We start from the raw sequence: 22,417 nt of genomic DNA, 5'->3' as shown, positions 1-22,417 counted from the left end.
CCCACCGTGCGAAGAAAGCGCATTCTGACGGCTGTGCTGGCGCTCGCCGCTGGCCTGCTCGCCGGCAGCCCGCCCGCCCTTGCCACCGATGCCGCGCCGAAGACGGCACTGGCCGCCGAGGCGTACACCTGGAAGAACGCCCGGATCGACGGCGGCGGATTCGTCCCGGGCATCGTCTTCAACCGCAAGGAGAAGAACCTCGCCTACGCGCGCACCGACATCGGGGGCGCCTACCGCTGGCAGGAGTCGGACAAGACCTGGACACCGCTGCTGGACTCGGTCGGCTGGGCTGACTGGGGGCACACCGGCGTGGTGAGCCTGGCCTCCGACTCCGTCGACCCCGACAAGGTGTACGCGGCGGTCGGCACGTACACCAACAGCTGGGATCCGGGGAACGGCGCCGTGCTGCGATCCGGGGACCGGGGCGCCAGCTGGCAGAAGACGGACCTGCCCTTCAAGCTGGGCGGGAACATGCCCGGCCGGGGCATGGGCGAGCGGCTCGCGGTCGACCCGAACAGGAACAGCGTGCTGTACCTGGGCGCGCCGAGCGGCAAGGGGCTGTGGCGGTCGACGGACTCGGGCGTCACCTGGTCGCAGGTGACGAACTTCCCCAACGTCGGCAACTACGTACAGGATCCCAGCGACACCAGCGGGTACGCGAGCGACAACCAGGGGATCGTCTGGGTCACCTTCGACGAGTCGACGGGCACGTCCGGTACGGCGACGAAGACGGTCTACGTCGGGGTCGCGGACAAGGACAACGCGGTGTACCGGTCGACGGACGCGGGGGCGACCTGGAGCCGGCTGGCCGGGCAGCCGACGGGATACCTGGCGCACAAGGGCGTACTGGATACCGTCAACGGCTATCTGTACATCGCATACAGCGACAAGGGCGGCCCGTACGACGGCGGCAAGGGCCGGCTGTGGCGGTACGCGACGGCGACCGGGACGTGGACCGACATCAGCCCGGTGGCGGAGGCCGACACCTACTACGGCTTCAGCGGGCTGACGGTGGACCGGCAGAAGCCCGGCACCGTCATGGCCACCGCGTACAGCTCCTGGTGGCCGGACACGCAGATCTTCCGCTCCACGGACAGCGGCGGGACCTGGACGAAGGCGTGGGACTACACGTCGTATCCCAACCGCTCGAACCGCTACACCATGGACGTCTCCTCGTCGCCCTGGCTGACCTGGGGCGCGAACCCCTCGCCGCCGGAGCAGACGCCCAAACTGGGCTGGATGACGGAGGCGTTGGAGATCGATCCGTTCAACTCCAGCCGCATGATGTACGGGACGGGGGCGACGATCTACGGCACGGAGAACCTGGCGAACTGGGACAGCGGCGGCCAGTTCACCGTCAGGCCGATGGTGCAGGGGCTGGAGGAGACTGCGGTCAACGACCTCGTCTCTCCCCCGGCCGGCGCCCCGCTGCTCAGCGCCCTCGGTGACGTCGGCGGTTTCCGGCACACCGACCTGACCAAGGTTCCGTCGATGATGTTCACCTCGCCGAACTTCACGACGACCACGAGCCTGGACTACGCGGAGACCAACCCGAACACGGTGGTGCGGGTGGGCGACCTGGACTCCGGCCCGCATGTGGCGTTCTCGACGGACAACGGCGCCAACTGGTTCGCGGGCACGGATCCTTCGGGGGTCAGCGGCGGCGGGACGGTCGCGGCGGCGGCCGACGGAAGCAGGTTCGTGTGGAGCCCGGCGGGTGCGGGGGTGCAGTACACGACCGGCTTCGGCTCGTCCTGGTCCGCGTCCGGCGGGATCCCCTCCGGCGCGGTCGTCGAGTCCGACCGGGTGGACCCCAAGACGTTCTACGGCTTCAAGTCCGGCAAGTTCTACGTGAGTTCCGACGGCGGTGCCACCTTCACGGCCTCGTCCGCGAGCGGTCTGCCCAGTGGTGACAGCGTGCGTTTCAAGGCGCTGCCGGGCGTCAAGGGCGATGTGTGGCTGGCGGGCGGGGCGAGCGACGGGGCGTACGGGCTGTGGCACTCCACGGACTCGGGCGCCACCTTCACCAAGCTGTCGACCGTCGAACAGGCCGACACGATCGGCTTCGGCAAGGCGGCGACGGGAGCCTCGTACCAGACGCTCTACACCAGCGCGAAGATCGCCGGGGTCCGTGGCATCTTCCGCTCGACCGACAAGGGCGCCACCTGGACGCGCATCAACGACGACGCCCATCAATGGGGTTGGACGGGCGCCGCGATCACCGGTGACCCGCGGATCTACGGGCGCGTCTACGTGTCGACGAACGGCCGGGGTGTCGTCTACGGCGACACCTCCGACACCGGCGGCGGCGGGGGCGGGGGCGGCGGCGGGACGGATCCCACACCCGCTCCGACCGGGGCCTGCGCGGTGACGTACACCATCACCAACCAGTGGTCCGGTGGCTTCCAGGCCGACGTGAAGCTCGCCAACACGGGCACGAGCGCCTGGTCCGGCTGGAGCCTCGGCTGGTCCTTCCCCAACGGCCAGACGATCTCCCAGCTGTGGAACGCCGGCTACACGCAGTCGGGTTCGGCGGTGACGGCGAGGAACGTCACCTGGAACGCCAACGTGGCGGCCGGCTCGTCCGTGAGCTTCGGCTTCACCGGCAGCTGGTCGGGCTCGAACGCGAAACCGGCGGCCTTCACGCTGGGAGACCAGAGCTGCACGGTCTCCTGAGCCGAACCGAGGGGCGTGTGCCGGGCACGCGCCCCTCGTGTGCGGGCTCGCGGGCGCCGCCCTGTTCGCGCTCGCCCCGTGGCTACGGACGGTGCCTCCTCGGACATGGCGCGGGGGGGGCGTTCGGCACGCGGGCAGCCGCTTGGCCTCCCGTGGGGAGCCGGGAGGAGCGGCGGGCCCCGCCGTTCAGGGGACGGCAGGGCCCGAGAGCGGGATTCCACCCGGGGGTGGAGCGGGATCCCGTGCGAGACACCATGCACCACGAACCAGCCACAGAGATAGATCACGGCCGAAAATCGTAGGCCGGAGCGCGGGACTCGTGGCGGAGGACAGCTGCCCCTTCGGCGGTGGCCGCAGCAGTGCCGCTCCGCCCCGGCCTGCCGGCCCGGGCGGCTGAAGCGGCATGCCGACCGGTCGGGAAGCCGCCGGTGCGGGGCCTGGTGGGCGGGGTTTCAGCAGTTCACGGTGTGTACACCGTCGGCCGTGGTGCCGTCGGCATTCCGTTGCCGATGAAGAAGCTCGGGTGCGGCGGCTGGTTGTAGGCAGTGTTCTGCCAGGCCAGCGCGGTGCGGTACATGGTGTCGTGGAGCAGGGTCGTGATCTTCGTGGTCGTCTCGTACGGCGTGGAGTAGATCCTGAGTGCCGTGTTGCCGCTCGTCGGCCAGACGACCTCCTCCCGCCAGTCGCCGAGGATGTCGCCGGACAGGGACGGGGTGGCCTTGGTGCTGTTGTTGGAGTGGACGTCCGAGCCGGTCAGCAGACGGGTGTCGGAGGACGTGCCGTACTTGTCGATGTGGGTGCCGTCCAGGAGCTCACGGGTGGTGTCGGCGTCCCACCAGGAGAGGAAGTTGACGGAGGACGGTTCGCGGCCCTTGGCCGCGCCCGCCTCGTCGCGGACGGAGGAGTCGGAGGCGGACCAGACCTCGGCTCCGTCGTTGCCCGCCCAGATGTCGCCGGCGACGCCGCGGCCGTTGTCGCAGCAGGCGGCGAGCTGCCAGTCGACGGTCCCGTCGGCCGGGTCGATGTACAGCTCGGCCGGCTGGCCGGCGGACTCCGAGACCTTGAAGTACTCCAGGCCCGCATGGGACGGGTCGAGATCGCCGAGGTGCTGGGCGTCGCCGTGGCCGGTCTTCGTCGTCCACAGACCGTTGCCGTTGTCGTCGACCGCCATCGCGCCGTAGACGATCTCGTCCTTGCCGTCACCGTCGACGTCGCCGACGGAGAGGCTGTGCGAGCCCTGTCCGTCGTAGCCCTTGCCGCTGTTGGTGGAGGAGTTGGTGTCGAAGGTCCAGCGGCGGGTGAAGGCGCCGCCTCGCCAGTCCCAGGCGGCGATCACCGTGCGCGTGTAGTAGCCGCGCGCCATGATCAGGGAGGGGCGGGAGCCGTCCAGGTAGGCGGTCCCGGCGAGGAAGCGGTCGACGCGGTTGCCGTAGGAGTCGCCCCAGGAGGAGACCGAGCCGCGGGCCGGGACGTAGTCGACGCTCTGCATCGCCTTGCCGGTCTGGCCGTTGAACATGGTCAGGTACTCGGGGCCGGAGAGGACGTATCCGCTGGAGTTGCGGTGGTCGGCCGAGGAACTGCCGATCACCGTGCCGGTGCCGTCGACCGTGCCGTCGGCGGTCTTCATGGCGACCTCGGCCTTGCCGTCGCCGTCGTAGTCGTAGACCTGGAACTGGGTGTAGTGGGCGCCGGAGCGGATGTTGCGGCCCAGGTCGATGCGCCACAGGCGGGTGCCGTCGAGCTTGATCCCGTCGAGGACCGTGTTGCCGGTGTAGCCGGACTGGGAGTTGTCCTTGGCGTTCGTCGGCTGCCACTTGAGGACGAAGTCCAGTGCGCCGTCGCCGTCCAGGTCGCCGATCGAGGCGTCGTTCGCCTCGTAGGTGTACGCCACTCCGTCCGGGGTCGTGCCGCCCGCCGGCGGGGTGATCGGGACGTCCTTGTACCCGGTGCGCAACTGCACCGCGTGGACGGAGTCGGCCTGTTCGACGCCGTTGACGACGGCGCGGACCGTGTAGTCGGCCTGTGCGGGGGCGCCGGAGTGGAAGTAGTTGGTGGAGCCGGTCACCGGGGTCGAGTTGACCTTCGTGCCGGCCCGGTAGACGTTGAAGGAGACGCTGTCGGGGTCGGTGCCGAGCCAGCGCCAGCTGACGAGGTTGCCGCTGTCGGTGTGGACGCTGACGACACCCCGGTCGAGGGCCTCGACCTGGCGGGCGGTGGCGGCCTCGGCCGTGCCGGTGCCGAGCGCGGTCAGGCCGGCGGCGGCCAGGGCCGCGGCGGCTGTCGTCGCCGCGAGGAGGGCGCGGCGTCTGCGGTGCGGGTGCGGGTGCTGCACGGGACGAACCTCCAGAGAGGACGGACGGGTTCCGCACTCCAGTCGCCACGGGGTTCGGCCAAGTTGCCCCATCTTTCGGCCAGTTCGGCCGACCACGAGCGATCCGCCAGGAGGGCAGGTCGACGGGGTGTGGGAACAGCCTCTGGCGGATGTCGCGCTCAGGGAGTTCGTCCGCCCGTCCGCGGAACCGGCGGCTTGCGGAACGCCCGCAGGGTGAACTCCGGCTCCGGGCGCGGCCGGTCCTGGTCGGGCAGGGCCGCGAGACGGGCGGCGAACTCGTCGGCGAGGGGATGTCCGGGCGGCAGGGTGACGAACCAGCCGCGCCGCAGATCGGCGATCGCCCGGCGCGGGCTGCGGCCCTGCCCCCGGCCGGGAAACCGGGCGCGCCCGGCCGGGACCAGGCCGCAGCCGAGGGCGTACGCCTCGACGAGCGCGTCGGCGTCGGACGCGGGGCGGGGCGGGCGGGAGGCGAGGACACCGTCGATGTCGCTGCCCACGTTGTGCGAGGCGCCCTTGTCGACGGTGGTGATGTAGACCCCGCCCGGCCGCAGCACCCGGGCGCACTCGGCGACGATCCGCCGTACGTCCCCGGCGTCGTCGACGAGGTGCAGCAGCCACACACTGCTCACCGCGTCGAACCGCGCTTCCCGGAAGGGGAGTCGGCGGCAGTCGGCGCGCACGATCGCGCCGGGCAGCCGGGCGGCGGCCTGCCGGGCCATCGCGGGCGACAGGTCGACGCCCGTCACGCGCAGGGCGTCGCCCGCGGCCGCGAGCCGCCGGGTGACGATGCCGGTGCCGCACGCGACGTCCAGCAGACTGCGCGCCCCTGGCGGCAGCAGGTCCAGGACGGCCTCCGCGGCGGCGGCCGCTCGGGGCTCACCGCCGCGCGAGGCGTCGTAGCGTTCGGCTTCCTTGTCGTAGTCCAGCACCCGCCCTCCCGTTCCGCCCGTCGGCCGTATGCCAGGTGCGACCCGCCGCTGGGGCACATACCGCGGCCCGCGGACTGTAGGCCCGCGGACTGTAAGCCCCAGACCCCAGGTCTGCGGACCGCAGACCGCAGACCGCAGACCGCAGACCGCAGACCGCAGACCAGGTGCCGTATGCCGGATGTCGCAGACTGTATGCCGTCCCCTCGCGTCAGTATGCCGTCGCCCGCCTCAGTGCGCGCCGTGCCCGGCGGCCGCCTCCTCCACCCGGCGGGCGAGCTGGACGTCGAGTTCGGTGACGGCGCCGCCCACACTGTGGGTGTTCACGGAGAGGGAGACCGTGTTGTAGCCGAGGGTGAGGTCCGAGTGGTGGTCGAGGTCTTCCTGGATCTGCGCGACATGGACGACCAGGGCCGTCGCGGCGAAGTGGGAGCCCAGCCGGTAGGAGCGGGTGAGACGGTCGCCGTCCAGCGACCAGCCCGGCAGCTCGGACAGACGGTCCTCGATCTCCTCCTGCGACAACGGTTCCACGGCCATGGTCCGACTCCCTTCCTCATGTCGCGTACCCGTCCAGCCTGCCAGGCCTCAGGTCAGCGCGCTCTCGGCCGCGAAGTCGTCCGCGAGCGCGGCGATGCGGGCGCGGCCCTCCACCTGGCGCAGCCAGGCGTGCGGCAGACCGTGGTCGCCGTGCCGGGTGCCGAGCAGGTTGCCACAGATCGAGCCCGTGGAGTCGCTGTCGCCCGAGTGGTTGACCGCCAGCAGCAGGGCCTGCTCGACGTCGGCGTGTGCCAGGGCCGCGTAGACGCCGATCGCGAGGGCCTCCTCGGCGATCCAGCCGGCACCGAGCCGCTCCACCTTCTCCGCGGTGGGGTCGCCCTCCGCCGCCAGGTCCAGGGCCCGCCCGAGGGCCGCGCTGGTCTCCTCGTGCCCGGGGTGCCGGGCCAGCAGCCGCAGGGCGCGCAGTACGGCGCCCTCGACCGACTCCCCGTCCGTCAGGTGCGAGACGACGGCGGCGAGCGCGCCGGCCGCGTAGTAGCCGGTGGGGTGGCCGTGGGTCATCTGGGCGCACACGGCGGCGAGGCGGAACGCGGTGTCGGCGGAGGTGCCGGTGAGGCCGAAGGGCGCCGACCGCATGACGGCGCCGCAGCCCTTGGAGTCCGGGTTGACCGGCCCCGGCGGGCCCAGCTCGGCCCAGGTGTCGGGGACGAAGTCCTGCTCCAGGCCGCTCAGGCAGGCGTTGCCCGGGGCCCGGCGGGCGTACAGCCAGGGCTCGGCGACGAGGCCGCCGGCCGGGCCGGCGTAGCCGTGGGCGGTGGGTCCGCCGTCGGGCCCGGGTACGCGCTGGGTGTGCAGCCAGCGCTCGTAGGCCCAGCGCACCAGCCGGGGGCCTCCCCCGCCGATCCCTCGCTCGCGCTCACGCCGGAGCGCCTGCTCGACGCCCTCCGCGCTGAACAGCGTCATCTGCGTGTCGTCGCTGATCCGGCCGACCACGCCGGCCGCGTCCGGCACGAGCCCGGTGACGCCCCGCTCGCCGTGCCGGGCGCGGATACGGCCGAGGGAGTCGAACTCCACCGGGTAGCCGAGGGCGTCCCCGAGCGCCCCGCCGAGCAGACAGCCACGCACCCGCGCCCGGTACAGCGCCTCGGCCTCGAACGTGAACCTCCGCGAAATCCACGGCACGGTCGTCCACCCACCTCTCGTCCGCGGCTCTGCGCCGGCTTCTCGACTACGGTCGTACGTATGGGCATTGTCGCGACCAGTACGAACGCGCCGTTCACCGCCCCCGCCGAGCGGGGCGTGGGTCCGCTGCTGCGGGCCTGGCGGGAGCGGCGGCGGGTCAGCCAGCTGGAGCTCGCGCTGCGGGCCGGGTCCTCGGCCCGGCACATCAGTTTCGTGGAGACGGGCCGCTCCCGGCCCAGCGAGGAGATGGTGCTGCGACTGGCCGAGCACCTGGAGGTGCCCGTGCGGGAGCGCAACGCGCTGCTGCTGGCGGCCGGTTACGCCCCGCACTACGCGCAGACCCCGCTGGACGACCCGGCGCTGGACGTGCTGCGCACGGGCCTGGAAAAACTCATCCAGGGCTATGAGCCGTACCCGGCGCTGGTGGTGGACGCGAGGTACGACGTCGTGGCGGCCAACCGCGGGATCGCCATGCTGCTGGAAGGCGTCCCGGAGTCCCTGCTCGCGCCGCCGCTGAACGCGATGCGGCTCACGCTCCATCCGCAGGGTCTCGCACCCCGCATCCGCAACCTGCCCGAGTGGCGCGGCCATCTCCTCGGCCAGATGGAGCGTCAGATCGCCCTGCACCGCTCGGCCCCGCTGCGCGCGTTGTACGAGGAGGTCGCCGCCTATCCGGTGCCGGAGTACCCAGGCGGCGGCGAACCGGCCGGTCCCGTGCCGCACTTCGCGCTGCCGATGCAGATCGAGCACGACGGGCGGACACTGTCGTTCATCTCGTCGATCTCCACCTTCAACACGCCCCTGGACGTGACCGTCGCCGAGCTGGCCATCGAGACGTTCCTCCCGGCCGACCCGGCGACGGTCAAGTACCTTCACTCAGCGCTGCACTGACAGCCCGTCAGTGACTGGTCCGCACCGTCTGCAGGGCGACGTGCTGCAGTGCGGCGAAGCAGGTCACCGTCAGGGCCTGCAGCACCGTCCACACCGCGCCCGCCGCGGTCGGTGAGAGCCAGAAGGCGAGTGCGACGCAAGTGAGCACCGACCAGGCGAGGTTGGCCTCCACCACCAGCCGCACCGGCAGCGGTGCCGGGCGGCCACGGGAAGCCAGCACACCCACGGCGACGGCGAACGCCACCAGGAAGACCCCCAGTTCGCGCAGCAGGGCGCCGTCGACGCCGAGCAGACGCCCGAGCGGGCCGGACGCGACCAGGTACGCGAGGCCGTTGACACCGGTCACCACGGCGTCCAGGGCCAGGAAGCGGCGCAGCGCGGTGTGCGGCTCCGCGGTGCGGGCGAGGGCGGTGAGCGGGGCGGACAGGGTTCCGGACATGGTGAATCACCCTCCGTCGGGGTCGTGGTCGTCCACCGGTGGTGGCGGGGAGCCGGGTCACGGGCCGGAGTGCGCCGGCCCGTAACCCGGTGACTCCACGATCCCGGCTGGGGACGGTCGGGTCGATTACCCGTGACGTCATGCGTGGCGAGGACCTCACCTCCGTACCTGTGAGACCGCGGCCGGAACATGACACACTGGCCCGCGTGCCTCGACACGTAGGGGAGACGTGGCGTGAGTGAACGGCGGCCCGCGCCTACGGTGGGCCAGGTGGTGCTCGGCAGACGGCTGCAGGAGTTGCGTGAGGCGGCCGGCCTCGGTCGCGAGGAGGCGGCCCGCGCGCTGCGCGTGGCTCCCGCGACCGTGCGGCGCATGGAGACGGCCGAGGTCGCGCTGAAGATCCCGTACGTGCAGGTGCTGCTGGAGAGGTACGGCGTTCCCGCGGGCGAGGCCGAGGCGTTCGTTCGGCTGGCCGAGGAGGCCAACCTGCCCGGCTGGTGGCAGCGCTTCCACGACGTGCTGCCGGAGTGGTTCAGCCTGTACGTGAGCCTGGAGGGCGCGGCACGGCTGATCCGCAGTTACGAACCGCACTTCGTGCCGGGGCTGTTGCAGACCGAGAGGTACGCGCGCGCCGTCCTGGAGGCCGGGACGGTCGGGCGGACGCGGCCGGACGCGATCGAGCGGCACGTGTCGCTGCGCATGGCCCGGCAGCAGCTGCTGGACGGCCCCAACCCGCCGCACCTGTGGGCGGTGATGGACGAGACGGTGCTGCTGCGCCCGGTCTGCGAGGACCCCTCCGTCATGCGTGAACAGCTCGACAAGCTGCTGGAGTTGGCCGAACGCGACCGGATCACCCTGCAGATCGCCGCGTTCGCCGACGGCCCTCACCCGGGGACGGCCGCACCCTTCTCGCTCTTCCGTTTCGCCGAGCCGGAGCTGCCCGACATGGTCGTCACCGAGTACCTGACCGGCGCCCTCTACCTCGACTCCCGCACGGAGGTCTCCGCGCATCTGGAGGTCCTCGACCACCTGACGACCCACGCCGCTTCCGCCCAGGAGACGCGGAAGATCCTGCGGGACGTCCGCGAAGCCCTCTGAGCCCCACGGAAGCGGACCCCGGGGACGCGCCCCAGCACGGACCGGAGCCCCGACCGCTCCGGCCAGGGGGCGGCACCGGCCAGAACAGCACGGACAAGACAGCACGGCCCACGACAGCACGGCCCACGGCGGCCCCACGCGCGAGGAGAAGAGCCCGTATGACCGGATCCGAGGCCGGGAAGGCGCCCGTCCGCATCGACACCAGCAGGCCCCACCCGGCGCGTGTCTACGACTGGTGGCTGGGCGGCAAGGACAACTACCCGGTGGACGAGGAGCTGGCCCGGAAGATCCTCGCCGTGGACGGCACGGTGCTGCGCGGTGCGCGCGCCAACCGCCGCTTCATGCAGCGGGCCGTCCGTGCCGCCGCCGAGGCCGGGATACGGCAGTTCCTGGACATCGGCACGGGCATCCCCACCGAGCCCAACCTGCACCAGGTGGCCCAGGGCGTGGCGCCGGAGGCGAAGGTGGTCTACGCGGACAACGACCCGATCGTGCTGCGGCACGCGGAGGCCCTGCTGCACGGCACGGCCGAGGGCTCCACGCAGTACGTGCACGCCGACGTCCGCGACCTCGAGACGCTGCTGGCGCGGGCCGCGGAGTCCCTCGACCTCGGCCGGCCGGTGTCGCTGTCGCTGGTGGCGCTCACGCACTACCTGGACGACAGCGCCCCCGACCTGGTGCGGGAGTACGTGGCGAGGCTCGCCCCCGGCAGCTGGCTGATCCTCTCCCAGGTGACCCCGGACCTCAGCCCGGAGGCCATGGAGAACGCGGCGAACCACTTCCGCCGCAGCGGCACTCCCTTCTTCCCGCGCTCCCTCGCCGAGTTCGCCCGTTTCTTCGAGGGCCTGGAACTGCTCGGCCCGGGCCTGATCCCGGTCTCGGGCTGGCGGCCGGACCCGGAGGACGTGGCGGCGCAGGCGGAAGGCATCGTGCCGGTGTACGCGGGGGTCGCCCGCAAGCCCTGACCGGTACCGGCGCGGAGGCCGTGACCGGTACCGGCGGATGCCGTGGACGGCACCCGTGCGGGTGCCGTGGTCCTGGCCGATCCCGGCCCGCCTTCCCCGGCCGTACACCCGGACGGGCGCCGTGGACAGGTGCGCCGGTCCCCGCGCCCCTAGCGTCGGAGGACGGGGACCCGCACCGCGTCGGTGACGCGAAGGAGGCCCGATGCCCTCGGACGCCGTACTCCACCAGGCCGCCGCGCTCTGTCTGACGTATCCGGACGACGCTCTGCGCGACCGGCTGCCCCTGCTGCGCGAAGCGGCCCCGCAGCTGAGGGAGTTCGTGGACCACGCGGCGCTCACCGCGCCGCGGGAGCTGGCCGCGCACTACGAGGAGGTCTTCGACCCCGACGGCCGGCACAGCCTGTATGTGAGCCGGTGGCGGGACGGCGGCGGCACCGAGCGGCCCGGCGGGCCGGAGGTCCGGGTCCGCCTGAAGGGGCTCTACCGGCAGCACGGGCTGGAGTTCACCGGCGAGGAGCGGCCCGACTTCCTGCCCGCGGTGCTGGAGTTCGCCGCCCGCACCGGCGACACGGGTCCGCTCACCGAGCACCGCGGAGGGCTGGAGCGGCTCCGCTCCCGGCTGACCGGTCTCGGTACCCCGTACGCCTCCGTCCTGGACGCCGTATGCGCCACACTGCCGACTGTATGCACCACACCGCCGACCGCAGACCACGGTCGGCATCCCTCACGCCGCCGGCACCCCTGACGCCCCGGCTCCCGCCCGATGCCGCCGACGCCGCGGGGTCCCCCGGCGCCGGCGGTTCCCTCGCTAGGCCCCCTTGGCCTGGTCCCGGTCGTCGTCGACGATCTCCGCGTCGACCACCGTCTCGTCGTCGTCCCGGCTCCGGCCTCCGGTGTGGTCGTCGGCGGGTCCGGTGGTCGGCGGCTGCTGCTGGGCCTGGGAGTACATCGCCTGGCCCATCTGCTGGCTGACCGTGGCGAGCTTCTCCACGCCGGCCTGCAGGGCGGTGGTGTCGGCCTGGTGCTCCAGCAGATCCTTCAGCTCGGCGACCGCCGACGACACCTCTCCCCTCGTCTGAGCGGGTACCCGTTCCTCGTTCTCGCGCAGGAACTTCTCGGTCTGGTAGACGAGTTGCTCGGCCTGGTTGCGGACCTCGGCGGACTCGCGGCGTTTGCGGTCCTCCTCGGCGTACTGCTCCGCCTCGCGCATCATGCGGTCGATGTCGTCCTTGGGCAGCGCCGAGCCGCCCGTCACGGTCATCTTCTGCTCGCGGCCGGTGGCGAGGTCCTTCGCGGAGACGTGCATGATCCCGTTGGCGTCGATGTCGAAGGCGACCTCGATCTGCGGGACGCCGCGCGGGGCCGGCGGCAGACCGGTGAGGTCGAAGACGCCGAGCTTCTTGTTGTAGGCGGCGATCTCGCGTTCACCCTGGTAGACCTGGATGCCCACGGAGGGCTGGTTGTCGGCGGCCGTGGTGAAGATCTCCGAACGGCGGGTGGGGATCGTGGTGTTGCGTTCGATGAGCTTGGTCATGATGCCGCCCTTGGTCTCGATGCCGAGGGACAGCGGGGTGACGTCGAGGAGCAGCACGTCCTTCACGTCGCCGCGGATGACGCCCGCCTGCAGTGCCGCGCCGACGGCGACGACCTCGTCGGGGTTGACGCCCTTGTGCGGGTCCTTGCCGGTCAGCTCCCGTACCAGGTCGGTGACCGCGGGCATCCGGGTGGAGCCGCCGACGAGGATGACGTGGTCGATCGCGGACAGTTGCACCTTGGCGTCCTTGACGGCCTGGTGGAAGGGAGTGCGGCAGCGGTCGAGCAGGTCGGCGGTGAGTTCCTGGAACTGAGCGCGCGTCAGTTTCTCGTCGAGGTGCAGGGGGCCCTCGGCGGAGGCCGTGATGTAGGGGAGGTTGATGGTCGTCTCGGAGGACGACGACAGTTCGATCTTCGCCTTCTCGGCGCCCTCACGCAGCCGCTGCAGTGCCATCTTGTCGTTGCCGAGCTCGATGCCGTACTGGCCCTTGAACTTCTTCACGAGGTACTCGACGATCCGCTGGTCCCAGTCGTCGCCGCCGAGGTGGGTGTCGCCGTTGGTGGCCTTGACCTCGATGACGCCGTCGCCGATGTCCAGGAGCGACACGTCGAAGGTGCCGCCGCCGAGGTCGAAGACGAGGACCGTCTGTTCCTCGCCCCGGTCGAGGCCGTAGGCGAGCGCGGCGGCGGTGGGCTCGTTGATGATCCGCAGCACCTTCAGGCCGGCGATCTCCCCGGCCTCCTTGGTCGCCTGCCGCTGAGCGTCGTCGAAGTAGGCGGGCACGGTGATCACCGCGTCGGTGACGTCCTCGCCGAGGTACGCCTCCGCGTCCCGCTTGAGCTTCTGCAGGACGCGGGCGGACAGCTCCTGGGCGCGGTAGCGGGTGCCGTCCACATCGCCCTGGTCGGGGAAGTGCCAGGTCGCGTCGCCCATGTGCCGTTTGACCGAGCGGGCGGTGCGGTCGACGTTGGTGACGGCCTGCCGTTTGGCGACCTCGCCGACGAGCACCTCGCCGTTCTTGGCGAAGGCGACGACGGACGGGGTGGTCCTGGCCCCCTCCGCGTTGGCGATGACCGTGGGTTCGCCGCCCTCCAGGACGGCCACCACCGAGTTCGTGGTCCCGAGATCGATGCCGACCGGACGTCCCATCGCCGTCCCCTTCCGCCAGGGAGCTCCCGTGCCACCGGACTTCCAGCACAAATGGTGCGCGGGCTCCTGTCAATGGGGCACCGGGGGCACACCCCGGCGCGGGCCGCCCCGGCCGCGGGCCCCGGGTGCCCCTGCGAAGGGCGGGGCCGGGTCGGGGGCCGGGCGTGCCCCTCAGGGTGCCGGGTGCCCCGCCGGACGGGTTCGATGCGCCTCGCCGCGCAGTTCCACCGCCCGCCGCGGCCGGTCGGTGATCACCACGTCCACCCGGGTGTCGGCGAGGAAGCGGCGCAGTCCGGCGTCGTCGTTGACCGTCCAGACCATGGTGAACAGGCCGTGCCGGGCCGCCCGGCGCAGCACGGTGGCGCGGGCGAGCAGCCGGTGCACGGCGACGCCGTGGGCGCCGCAGTCCCGCAGGCGGCGCAGCGGGAACAGTTCTCCGGCCCGGGTGCCGGCCAGCCGGGCGGCGCCCACCTCCTGGCGGTCGCGGCCCAGCGACAGGGCGGTGCGCACCCCCGGGAAGGCCCGGGTGATGGCGGCGACGGAACGGTCCTCCAGGGTCGTGGCGACGAATCCGTCCCGGCCGAGCAGCGCCACCGCCCGGTCGACGACCTCGTGCTCGTAGCCGGTCTCCTTCAGGTCCAGGTGGCCCGCCAGCCTGCCGGCGACCAGCGCCATCACGTCCTCGACGGCGGGGACGTCGTATCCCGCGCGTTCGCACAGTTCGGCGTGGGTGATCCGGTCGACCGGCGGTCCGGTGCGGCCGCCGGCCCGGGCGTCGTGGTGGACGACGAGCACGCCGTCGGCCGTGCGCCGGATGTCGAACTCGGCGTACTCCGCGCCGGAGGCGAGGGCGTCCTCGTACGCCTGGAGGGTCGCGGCGCCACGGCGTTCGGAGCCGCCCCGGTGGGCGGAGACGGCGGGACGGGGCAGGGGGGTCCCGGGGGTGTGCGGGAGGCTGATCACCGCTTCATGATCCATGATTCCCGGCACCGTCGCCCTTCCTCGCGTGCCCGGGCGGGCGCCCGCGACGGGTGGTCCCGTCCCCGCCCGGTGGACCCGGCCGCTGCGGTATACCCGGAGCGCCGGCAAGCCGAACCGGCCCGGAGCGACTGCACGCCGAACCCGCCCGGAGCGCGGGCAAGCCGAAATCCGCCCGGAGCGCCGGCATGCCGACCGCCTAGGGGCGCGGACATGCCGCACCGGCCGGTGCGCGGGGGCGTGCCGGCCGGTGCGGGTGAGGGGTCAGGCGAGCTTGGCCGACAGCGTGATCGGTACGGCCTTGAGGGCCTGGCTGACCGGGCAGTTGACCTTGGCCTGCTCGGCGGCGGCGACGAACGCGTCGTTGTCGAGACCGGGGACCGTGCCCTCCACCGTGATGTGGATGCCGGTGATGCCCTCACCCGGCTGGAAGGTGACGTCGGCCGAGGTCACGAGCTTGGTGGGCGGGGTGCCGGCGCCCGCCAGGGCGTGCGAGAAGGCCATGGAGAAGCAGCTGGAGTGGGCGGCGGCGATCAGCTCCTCGGGGCTGGTCTTGCCGTTCGCCTCCTGGGTACGGGCGGCCCACGTCACGGGCTGCTGGTCGATGGCACCGGAGGAGTCGAAGGTGACGACGCCGTTGCCCTCGAGCAGGTTGCCTTCCCAGACGGTGTGTGCGGAGCGCGTGGTGGCCACGGTTGTTCCTTTCGCGTGGGTTTCCCGTCGGACGGGTTTCCGTGGTCCCCATCCGATCACACTCTCGCTCACCGCACCCGGAACACCGGCCCCTCAGCGGTGAAAGGCGAGGTGGCGCGTCCGCCGCGGGGCGCCGCCGATGTGCGGGTGGCCGTGCCTCTGTCAGGCGGCGCGTTCCTCGGGGGCCGGCTCGAGCGGGACCTGGGGACCGTGGGACTCGTGCAGCCAGCGGCGCAGGACGCGATGGACGTGTTCGGCGCCGGACAGGACCTCGCCGTCCTCGACGGGGGCGGACAGGGCGAGCGGGGACAGCAGGAACGCCCTGTTCTGGGCGCCGCCGAGGCCGCCGTGCGAGCCGATCTGCTCCTCGAAGGCGAGGACCTCGCCGTCGGCCGGGTCGTGGAAGGAGTTGACCATGATGTCGGCGGTGTGCGGGAAGGAGTGGGTGCGGCGCACGGCGTCGGCGGCGCCGGGGCCGAACGCCGCCAGCGGGCCGGGGTCCTCGTCGAGCCGGTCCAGGGGTGTCTCCACGCCGTACGCGCCGAGGACGACCCCGCCGTGCCGCTCGCTGCGGACCAGGAGGAAGCCGATGCCCGGATGGTTGGCGAGGGTCGGCAGCAGTGCGGGGTGGCGGGCGTCGATCTCCTCCTTGGTCATCCGGTGCGCGACGTCCGGGAAGGAGATCAGGCCCAGGTTGCCGGAGGCCAGCACGATCGGCTCGGAGCGGCGCCCGGCCGGCCGGTGCTGATCGCCGCCCTCCTCGACGGGCCGGTGCAGCGCCGCGCGGACGGCCGCGCGGGCCTCGGCGCCGCTGTGGGTGCGCTCGGCGCGGCGCGGCACGGGCAGCCCGCAGCCGGCCCGCACCAGGTCGGCGAGGGTGAGGCCGTAGCGGGCGCGGAAGGTCTCGCCGGGGCTCTGGCCGTGGTCGGACAGGACGACGATCCGGTAGGGGCGGGGAGCGTGCTCGGCGACCGTCTCGATCAGGGCGAGGGCGCGGTCGAGGCGGCCGAGGACCTGCGCGGTGTCCCGGCCGAGCGGGCCGGAGTGGTGGGCCACCTCGTCGTAGGCGACGAGGTCGGCGTAGACGGCGGTGCGGCCGGCGAGCATGTCGCCCATGACGGCGGCCACGACGACGTCGCGTTCGACGACGGTCGCGAAGGCGCGGATGAACGGGTACAGCCCGCCGCGGCCCACGCGTGGGCGCTCCTTGCGCAGCCGGGCGCGGGTGGACTGGGCGATCTCCCGGCCCACCTCGGCGAGAAACGACAGGGCGGTGCGCACGGCGTTGGCCGGGTCGGAGAAGTAGGCGAAGTACCCGGCGCGGGAGCGTGTCTCGCGGCTGCGCCTGCGGGTCGCGATGGACAGGACGAGGGCCTGTTCGTCGGCGCCGCCGCTGAAGAGGTTGCCACGGCTGGCGCCGTCGGCGGTCAGCAGTCCGCCGTCGCCGGTGCGTTCGACGGCGCGGCGCTGGAGCTCGACGGCGTCGGCGGGGCGGTTGCAGACCATCACCGCGCGGCTGTCCTTCTCGTACCAGCGGAAGGCGGGCACGTCGTGGTTGCTGCCGTGCAGGATGCCGAGCTGGCTGGCGCCGGTCTGGCTGGACCAGTCGGTGCGCCAGGGGGTGAGGCGGTGGGTGGGGCGGGTCGCGGGTCCGGAATCGGGGCGGGGGGCCTCGCCGAGCCATCCGGCGACGGTCGGCATCAGGCCCTTGCGGACGGCCGCGGCGAGCACGTCGTGGCCGACGCCGTCGAGCTGGAGGAAGACGGTGCCGGGGGCGGACGGGCAGGGCGGGCCGCCTCTGCGGCGGCGGTCGGCGAGGCGGTAGAGGCGGCGGCGGTAGGCGTCGTCGTCGCGGACGGCCAGGGCAGCGCCGGTCGCGGAGGCGACGGCGGACATCACGGCGGCGACGATGACGGCGGTCTCGGGGGCGGCCTCGCTCTGTCCGGAGGGGGTCAGCCGCAGGGCGATCAGCAGCAGGGAGCCGTTGAGGAAGAACACGAGCAGGCCGAGGACGAGGGCCGGTACGAGCAGCAGGAGGCGGACCAGCAGTGGCCAGGCGAGGGCGGAGAGGACACCGAAGACGCCGGCGCCGACGGCCGCGGTGACGGCGATGGTGGTGGCGCTGTCGCCGTCGGCGGACTGCAGGCGGAAGTCCGGCAGGATCCCCGCGAGCACCAGCATGGTCAGGGTGGACACGGCCCACACCGCAAGACTCCGCCCGGCCTGGCTGACGGCCCGCCGCCACCGCACCCCTCGCACGCCCCGTCCACCTCGTCTTCCGGCCCCGATGCCGTAGGAGGGGCCGTTGTCCACCCTGTCACACGGGACTGACAGTCACCCCGGTCACCGTCCGTCGTACCCGGCCGTGGGCATCGACAGCCGGCGGTGGACGCGGGCCTTCATCTGGGCGTCGTAGGCGGGTTCGGCGTAGCCGACCGTCTCGACGCGCACCCCGCGCCGGGCGCACTCGTCGGTGAACTCCTCGACGTCGGACAGGGCGCTCTCCAGAACGCGGCGGCTGGGCGCCACGAACAGGTCGACGCCGGCCCGCACGCCGTCCCACAGGACGCAGTGGTCCGCGCGCAGGCCGCGCACCAGCAGTTCGCGGCTGACGACGTAGCCGCGCTGGGCGGCCCAGCGCGCGCACATCGCGTGCTGGCTGCGGGAGTCGACCAGGAAGGGATCGGCGTCCAGTTCCTCCAGCGGCGTCAGACTCGCGATCGCCGTGACCCGCACCGGTCCCATGGCGTCCCCCTCACCTCCGGGTTTCGCCGCCGACCCTACTCCTGCCCGTAGGCTTCGGGGGAGTCGCGCGAAGGAGGCAAAGGGGTGCCGGTGGAGATCACCTGGTGGGGTCACGCGACCTGCACGGTCGAGGATTCGAACGTGCGCGTGCTGACCGACCCTCTGTTCGTCCGCCGGCTCGCTCATCTGCGCCGTCGCCGGGGCGCGCTCCCCCCGCCGGCCGCGTGGCGCGCCGACGTGGCGCTCGTCTCCCATCTGCACGCCGACCACCTCCACGTCCCGTCGCTGGCGCGCCTCGCGCCGGGTACGCGCCTGCTGGTGCCGCGGGGTGCGCCGCGCGCCGTCCCGGGTCTGCGGCGGCTGACGCATCTGCAGGTCAGCGAGGTGGAGCCGGGCGACGAGACCTCGGTGGGCGGGCTGCGGATACGGGCCGTGCCCGCGCGGCACGACGGGCGGCGGCTGCCGGTCGGCCCGTGCCGCTCCCCGGCTCTCGGGTATGTCGTCGAGGGCGAGGCGCGCACCTATTTCGCGGGGGACACCGGGCTGTTCGAGGAGATGGCCAAGGAGGTCGGGCCCGTCGACGTGGCGCTGCTGCCGGTGGGCGGCTGGGGGCCGTATCTCGGTGAGGGGCACCTGGACGCGGGCCGTGCGGCCGAGGCGCTGGCGCGGCTGGCGCCGGCGAGCGCGGTGCCGGTGCACTACGGCACGTACTGGCCGATCGGGATGGACGCCATGCGCCCCCATGAGTTCCATGCGCCGGGCGAGGAGTTCGTGCGCCTGGCGGCGCATCGTGCGCCGGGCGTGACGGTGCACCGGCTGGCGCACGGCGAGAGCGTGCGCCCGGAGGTCGCCCGATGAGGTGGCTGCTCGCCACGGCCGCGACGGCGGTGGTGCCGACGGAGTCCACGCAGCAGGCGCTCGGCTATCCGTCGCTGTTCCTGCTGGTGCTGATCGGGGCACTGGTGCCGGTGGTGCCGACGGGCGCCCTGGTGAGTTCGGCGGCGGTGGTGGCGTTCCATCAGACGGCGCCGTTCGCGCTGGCGCTGGTGTTCGTGACGGCGTCCCTGGCGGCGTTCCTGGGGGACGCGACGCTGTACTGGCTGGGGCGGCGCGGGATGCGGTCGAAGAACGGCTCGCGCTGGCTGGAGGCGATCCGCTCCCGTGCGCCGGAGGAGCGGCTGGCGCAGGCGCAGCAGCGGCTCGCCGAGCACAACGTGGCCGTGCTGGTGCTGTCCCGGCTGGTGCCGGCGGGCCGGATCCCGGTGATGCTGGCCTGTCTGATGGCGAAGTGGCCGCTGCGCCGCTTCGTGCGGGGCAATCTGCCGGCCTGTCTGGCGTGGGCGCTGACCTACCAGTTGATCGGGATCCTCGGCGGTTCCCTGTTCCCGGAGCCGTGGCAGGGCGTGGTGACGGCGGTCGCGCTGACCGTGGTGATCGGCGCGGCGCCGAGCGCGTGGCGCCGGATCAGGAAACCCCGGGCCGCGTAAGGCGGTTCGACTGATTATGATCTTGGTCATGTCCGTGCAGAACTCTGACAAGACCCTGTCTCGCAAGCAGAGACTCCAGGAGAAGCAGCGTCGCCAGCTGGCGGTGGTCGACACCGTGGACAAGGCCGAGGCCAAGGTCCGCAAGGCGGAGGTCGAACTGGCCGTGGCCGTCACCGAGGCGGTGCAGGTGTTCGGGGACGAGCAGTCGGCGTCCGAGGGCCTGGACATGCCGGTCGAAGCGATCCGCCGGTTCCTCGGCATCGCGCGGGACGACGCGGCCGGTGCCGGCGACGCCGACCCCGCGGGCACCTCCTGACACAGGCGTTCGGCGCACCGCGAGCCGGCCGACGTGCCGGGCGGGCCCCCGGCCACGGCCGGGCGGACGAGGGCCGTCCTCGGGCCGGGGACACCGCAGCCTCGCCGAGGAGCGGGGCGGGCGGCCCGATCGGGTCGGACAGGTCTCAGCCGAGTATGCGTGAGCCTCCGATCGGGAGATCCCACAGGTCCCCGCGGTCGCGTCCCGCCTTCTCCCAGGCCGCGCGCACCCGTTGCAGCGGCTCCAGCACCGGCTCGGCGGACAGGACGAACGTCGCCCAGTGCATGGGGGCCATGCGGCGGGCGCCCAGGTCGAGGGCGGCCCGGACCGCCTCCTCCGGGTCGCAGTGGACGTCGCTGAGCCACCAGCGCGGGTCGTAGGCGCCGATGGGCAGCAGGGCGAGGTCGATGCCCGGGTAGCGCTGCCCGATACGGGAGAACCAGTGGCCGTAGCCGGTGTCGCCGGCGAAGTACACGCGCTGCCCGTCGGGCGCGGTGAGCACCCAGCCGCCCCACAGAGTGCGGCAGGTGTCGGTGAGGCTGCGCTTGGACCAGTGGTGCGCGGGGACGAAGTCGATACGGACCCCGGACAGTTCGGCCGCCTCCCACCAGTCGAGTTCGGTCACGCGCGTGAAGCGGCGGCGCTGGAACCAGCGGCCGAGTCCGGCCGGTACGAACACGGGGGTGTCGCGCGGGAGCCGGCGCAGGGTGGGTGCGTCCAGGTGGTCGTAGTGGTTGTGGCTGATGACGACGGCGTCGACCGGCGGCAGCGCCTCCCAGGGCACGCCCACGGGGGTGATGCGGGCCGGGGTGCCGAGGATGCGGCGGGACCACACCGGGTCGGTGAGGACGGTCAGCCCTCCGATGCGGACCACCCAACTCGCGTGCCCCGCCCAGGTGACGGCGACGGTGCGGGCGTCCACGCGGGGCAGCGGGGCCGGCGCGAACGGCAGCCGGGGGACGTCGGCGAGGCCCTCCTTGCCGGGGCGTACGGAGCCCTCGCGGGCGAAGCGGGCGAGGGCCTTGAGGCCGGGCAGCGGAGCGGTCAACCGGTCGTGGAAGGTACGCGGCCACACCCGCCGCTCCCCCAGCGGGCGGGGCTCGGCGAGGGGCGGGACGGTGGGCTCGGACAAGGGTGGCAGGGCATCGGGGTCCGGGGTGGTCACCGTGCCGGTGGGGGTGGTGGTCGACTCGGACTGCTGCGTCATCGAGGAGGCTCCCATCGCTGAGCGTCGTCACGGAGATCGTCGAAGACCGACCTCAAGAGCGTCAACGCGCGTTGCACGTGTGGCAGTTCCAACGGCGCGGGTGAGGTGAGGCATTCCGTGCGCTCGGCGTCCGTGCCGCCCAGCAGCGGACCGGTGGACAGGCGCACCCGCAGTGCCCCGAGGTCGTCTCCGAAGCGGTGGCCGCCGGGCGCGGGCATCCCGAGCCGGGCGGTGAGGAAGTCCTCCAGGTCCTGTGCGTCGCCCACCCCGTGCCCGGCGAGCGCCTCCCGCAGCGGACCGAGATCGGCGTACAGGTGGCGGCCGGCCTGCGGCGGCAGGGAGAGCGCGCCCGCGGCCACCACCGTGGCGTGCACCTCCCGGGCCACGCGCGCGTGCAGACGTACGGTGGCGGCCACGCGCGCGAGGACCGGCTCGGGCTCGGCCAGGGCGTACGCCGCGGCGGCGGCGACCGGTGCGGCCACGCGCGCGTCGAGAGCGGTGAGGACGTCGAGCACGCGCGCGTGCAGGTCGTCCCCGGCGGTCGAGGCCGGCAGGCGGGCGACGGCGGCCGGCCAGCCGTCGGGCAGCAGCGCGCCTGCCAGGTCGGTGACGACGGTGACCTGCTCGGGCAGCATCTCGGCGGGGCTGACCAGCACGGTGTCGTGCGGGGCGTGCAGGGTGCCGCGCCAGGTCTCGTCGCTGACCAGGTGCAGCCCCTCGGCCGCGGCGGCCTCGACGGCCTCGTGCAGCACCTCGGGCGGGGCGACGGTGGCGGTGGGGTCGTCGGCGACGGACAGCACCAGCAGCCGCGGGTCCCCGCCCTCGGCGCGCACCCGGCGCACCGTCTCCAGCAGGGCGAAGGGATCGGGCACTCCCCCGCACTCGGCGGGCGTCGCCACGTGGAAGACGGGACGGCCCAGCAGACGGGCGTACGGCGCCCACCAGGCCGCGCACGGGCGGGGCACCAGGACGTCGCCGCCGAGCGCGGCGGTCAGTGCGAGCAGCAGGGCGGGGGCCCCGGGTCCGGCGACGACCCGGCCGGGCTCGGCGGGCGTGCCGCGCCGCTCCCAGTAGCCGTGGGCGGCGTCCAGGAGCGCGGAGCCGCCGCCGACGGGCTCGCCGTACGCGCGCGTGGCGGCCGCGGCGAGGACGGAGGCGAGGCCGGGGAGCACGGGCAGTCCGTCGGGCGGGAGCGGCGGGCCGTAGCGGACGGGCCCGTGGCCTTCCGGTGCCGTGCGCCGCATGGGGTCCTCCGCGCAGTCCGTCCCTGGTGGCGTGTGCCGTCGGCCGCCGGGAGCCGT

The 22,417-nt window shown here is 73.2% G+C and carries 20 protein-coding genes; 8 read left to right on the top strand and 12 right to left on the bottom strand.

Features of this window, described 5'->3' with window-relative positions; genetic code table 11:
• Positions 1 to 6: 6 nt before the first annotated feature.
• Positions 7 to 2,676: a cellulose binding domain-containing protein gene (locus tag ACFY2L_RS07570; RefSeq protein ID WP_390821754.1), complete on the top strand. Its 2,670-nt coding sequence runs from the start codon at positions 7 to 9 to the stop codon at positions 2,674 to 2,676.
• A 460-nt stretch (positions 2,677 to 3,136) separates the two neighbouring features.
• On the opposite strand, the gene ACFY2L_RS07565 is transcribed toward ACFY2L_RS07570, so the two are convergent.
• From ACFY2L_RS07565 to ACFY2L_RS07550, 4 genes are all read right to left on the bottom strand, one after another.
• Positions 3,137 to 5,008 (bottom strand): rhamnogalacturonan lyase, encoded by a 1,872-nt coding sequence (locus ACFY2L_RS07565; RefSeq protein ID WP_390821753.1) that lies wholly within the window; start codon positions 5,006 to 5,008, stop codon positions 3,137 to 3,139.
• Between the two features lie 158 nt (positions 5,009 to 5,166).
• Entirely contained in the window at positions 5,167 to 5,937 is a 771-nt protein-coding gene (locus ACFY2L_RS07560) for a class I SAM-dependent methyltransferase (protein WP_390658742.1), read from the bottom strand.
• Between the two features lie 228 nt (positions 5,938 to 6,165).
• Positions 6,166 to 6,471: a 4a-hydroxytetrahydrobiopterin dehydratase gene (locus ACFY2L_RS07555; protein ID WP_390658743.1), complete on the bottom strand. Its 306-nt coding sequence runs from the start codon at positions 6,469 to 6,471 to the stop codon at positions 6,166 to 6,168.
• Between the two features lie 48 nt (positions 6,472 to 6,519).
• Positions 6,520 to 7,614 (bottom strand): ADP-ribosylglycohydrolase family protein, encoded by a 1,095-nt coding sequence (locus tag ACFY2L_RS07550; RefSeq protein WP_390821752.1) that lies wholly within the window; start codon positions 7,612 to 7,614, stop codon positions 6,520 to 6,522.
• Between the two features lie 60 nt (positions 7,615 to 7,674).
• On the opposite strand from ACFY2L_RS07550, the gene ACFY2L_RS07545 reads away from it, so the two are divergent.
• Entirely contained in the window at positions 7,675 to 8,505 is an 831-nt protein-coding gene (locus tag ACFY2L_RS07545; protein ID WP_390821751.1) for a helix-turn-helix domain-containing protein, read from the top strand.
• A 7-nt stretch (positions 8,506 to 8,512) separates the two neighbouring features.
• Here ACFY2L_RS07545 and ACFY2L_RS07540 read toward each other — a convergent pair whose 3' ends face one another.
• Entirely contained in the window at positions 8,513 to 8,944 is a 432-nt protein-coding gene (locus ACFY2L_RS07540; RefSeq protein WP_390658746.1) for a hypothetical protein, read from the bottom strand.
• Between the two features lie 234 nt (positions 8,945 to 9,178).
• On the opposite strand from ACFY2L_RS07540, the gene ACFY2L_RS07535 reads away from it, so the two are divergent.
• The 3 genes from ACFY2L_RS07535 to narJ all read left to right on the top strand — a co-directional run bounded on the left by ACFY2L_RS07535 (position 9,179) and on the right by narJ (position 11,752).
• Positions 9,179 to 10,042 (top strand): helix-turn-helix domain-containing protein, encoded by an 864-nt coding sequence (locus tag ACFY2L_RS07535; protein ID WP_390658747.1) that lies wholly within the window; start codon positions 9,179 to 9,181, stop codon positions 10,040 to 10,042.
• A 158-nt stretch (positions 10,043 to 10,200) separates the two neighbouring features.
• The gene (locus ACFY2L_RS07530; protein WP_390658748.1) at positions 10,201 to 11,007 is read left to right on the top strand and encodes an SAM-dependent methyltransferase; all 807 of its coding nucleotides are present in this window, start codon (positions 10,201 to 10,203) and stop codon (positions 11,005 to 11,007) included.
• Positions 11,008 to 11,209: 202 nt separating this feature from the next.
• Positions 11,210 to 11,752, top strand: coding sequence for a nitrate reductase molybdenum cofactor assembly chaperone (gene narJ, locus ACFY2L_RS07525; RefSeq protein ID WP_390658749.1), 543 nt, complete (start codon positions 11,210 to 11,212; stop codon positions 11,750 to 11,752).
• A gap of 63 nt (positions 11,753 to 11,815) precedes the next feature.
• On the opposite strand, the gene dnaK is transcribed toward narJ, so the two are convergent.
• The 5 genes from dnaK to ACFY2L_RS07500 all read right to left on the bottom strand — a co-directional run bounded on the left by dnaK (position 11,816) and on the right by ACFY2L_RS07500 (position 18,106).
• The gene (dnaK, locus tag ACFY2L_RS07520; protein WP_390658750.1) at positions 11,816 to 13,690 is read right to left on the bottom strand and encodes a molecular chaperone DnaK; all 1,875 of its coding nucleotides are present in this window, start codon (positions 13,688 to 13,690) and stop codon (positions 11,816 to 11,818) included.
• A gap of 171 nt (positions 13,691 to 13,861) precedes the next feature.
• Positions 13,862 to 14,668: a glycerophosphodiester phosphodiesterase family protein gene (locus ACFY2L_RS07515; protein ID WP_390658751.1), complete on the bottom strand. Its 807-nt coding sequence runs from the start codon at positions 14,666 to 14,668 to the stop codon at positions 13,862 to 13,864.
• Between the two features lie 264 nt (positions 14,669 to 14,932).
• Positions 14,933 to 15,361 carry an OsmC family protein gene (locus ACFY2L_RS07510; RefSeq protein ID WP_390658752.1) on the bottom strand — a complete coding sequence of 143 codons (429 nt, stop codon included), beginning with the start codon at positions 15,359 to 15,361 and terminating at the stop codon, positions 14,933 to 14,935.
• 162 nt (positions 15,362 to 15,523) lie between these two features.
• The gene (locus ACFY2L_RS07505; RefSeq protein WP_390822390.1) at positions 15,524 to 17,566 is read right to left on the bottom strand and encodes a phage holin family protein; all 2,043 of its coding nucleotides are present in this window, start codon (positions 17,564 to 17,566) and stop codon (positions 15,524 to 15,526) included.
• A 138-nt stretch (positions 17,567 to 17,704) separates the two neighbouring features.
• Complete coding sequence (locus tag ACFY2L_RS07500) at positions 17,705 to 18,106, bottom strand: hypothetical protein (RefSeq protein ID WP_390658753.1); 402 nt, start codon at positions 18,104 to 18,106, stop codon at positions 17,705 to 17,707.
• Positions 18,107 to 18,190: 84 nt separating this feature from the next.
• Between ACFY2L_RS07500 and ACFY2L_RS07495 the strand changes: the two genes are divergently transcribed.
• The 3 genes from ACFY2L_RS07495 to ACFY2L_RS07485 are packed head-to-tail and all read left to right on the top strand — an operon-like array spanning position 18,191 to position 19,909.
• Complete coding sequence (locus ACFY2L_RS07495; protein WP_390821750.1) at positions 18,191 to 18,964, top strand: MBL fold metallo-hydrolase; 774 nt, start codon at positions 18,191 to 18,193, stop codon at positions 18,962 to 18,964.
• Positions 18,961 to 19,593, top strand: a complete 633-nt coding sequence (locus ACFY2L_RS07490) for a DedA family protein (protein WP_390658755.1) — start codon at positions 18,961 to 18,963, stop codon at positions 19,591 to 19,593. The genes ACFY2L_RS07495 and ACFY2L_RS07490 overlap by 4 nt, the downstream gene beginning before the upstream one ends.
• Positions 19,594 to 19,621: 28 nt before the next feature.
• Positions 19,622 to 19,909 (top strand): hypothetical protein, encoded by a 288-nt coding sequence (locus tag ACFY2L_RS07485; RefSeq protein WP_390658756.1) that lies wholly within the window; start codon positions 19,622 to 19,624, stop codon positions 19,907 to 19,909.
• Between the two features lie 145 nt (positions 19,910 to 20,054).
• Here ACFY2L_RS07485 and ACFY2L_RS07480 read toward each other — a convergent pair whose 3' ends face one another.
• Both ACFY2L_RS07480 and ACFY2L_RS07475 read right to left on the bottom strand, forming a co-directional pair.
• Complete coding sequence (locus ACFY2L_RS07480; protein WP_390658757.1) at positions 20,055 to 21,116, bottom strand: MBL fold metallo-hydrolase; 1,062 nt, start codon at positions 21,114 to 21,116, stop codon at positions 20,055 to 20,057.
• Positions 21,113 to 22,360, bottom strand: a complete 1,248-nt coding sequence (locus tag ACFY2L_RS07475) for an aminotransferase class I/II-fold pyridoxal phosphate-dependent enzyme (RefSeq protein ID WP_390821749.1) — start codon at positions 22,358 to 22,360, stop codon at positions 21,113 to 21,115. The genes ACFY2L_RS07480 and ACFY2L_RS07475 overlap by 4 nt, the downstream gene beginning before the upstream one ends.
• Positions 22,361 to 22,417: the final 57 nt, after the last annotated feature.

Origin of the sequence: Streptomyces sp. NPDC001381, assembly GCF_042895685.1 — a bacterium.
Classification (GTDB): Bacteria; Actinomycetota; Actinomycetes; order Streptomycetales; family Streptomycetaceae; genus Streptomyces.
This window is presented reverse-complemented; position numbering and strand designations above follow the sequence as displayed.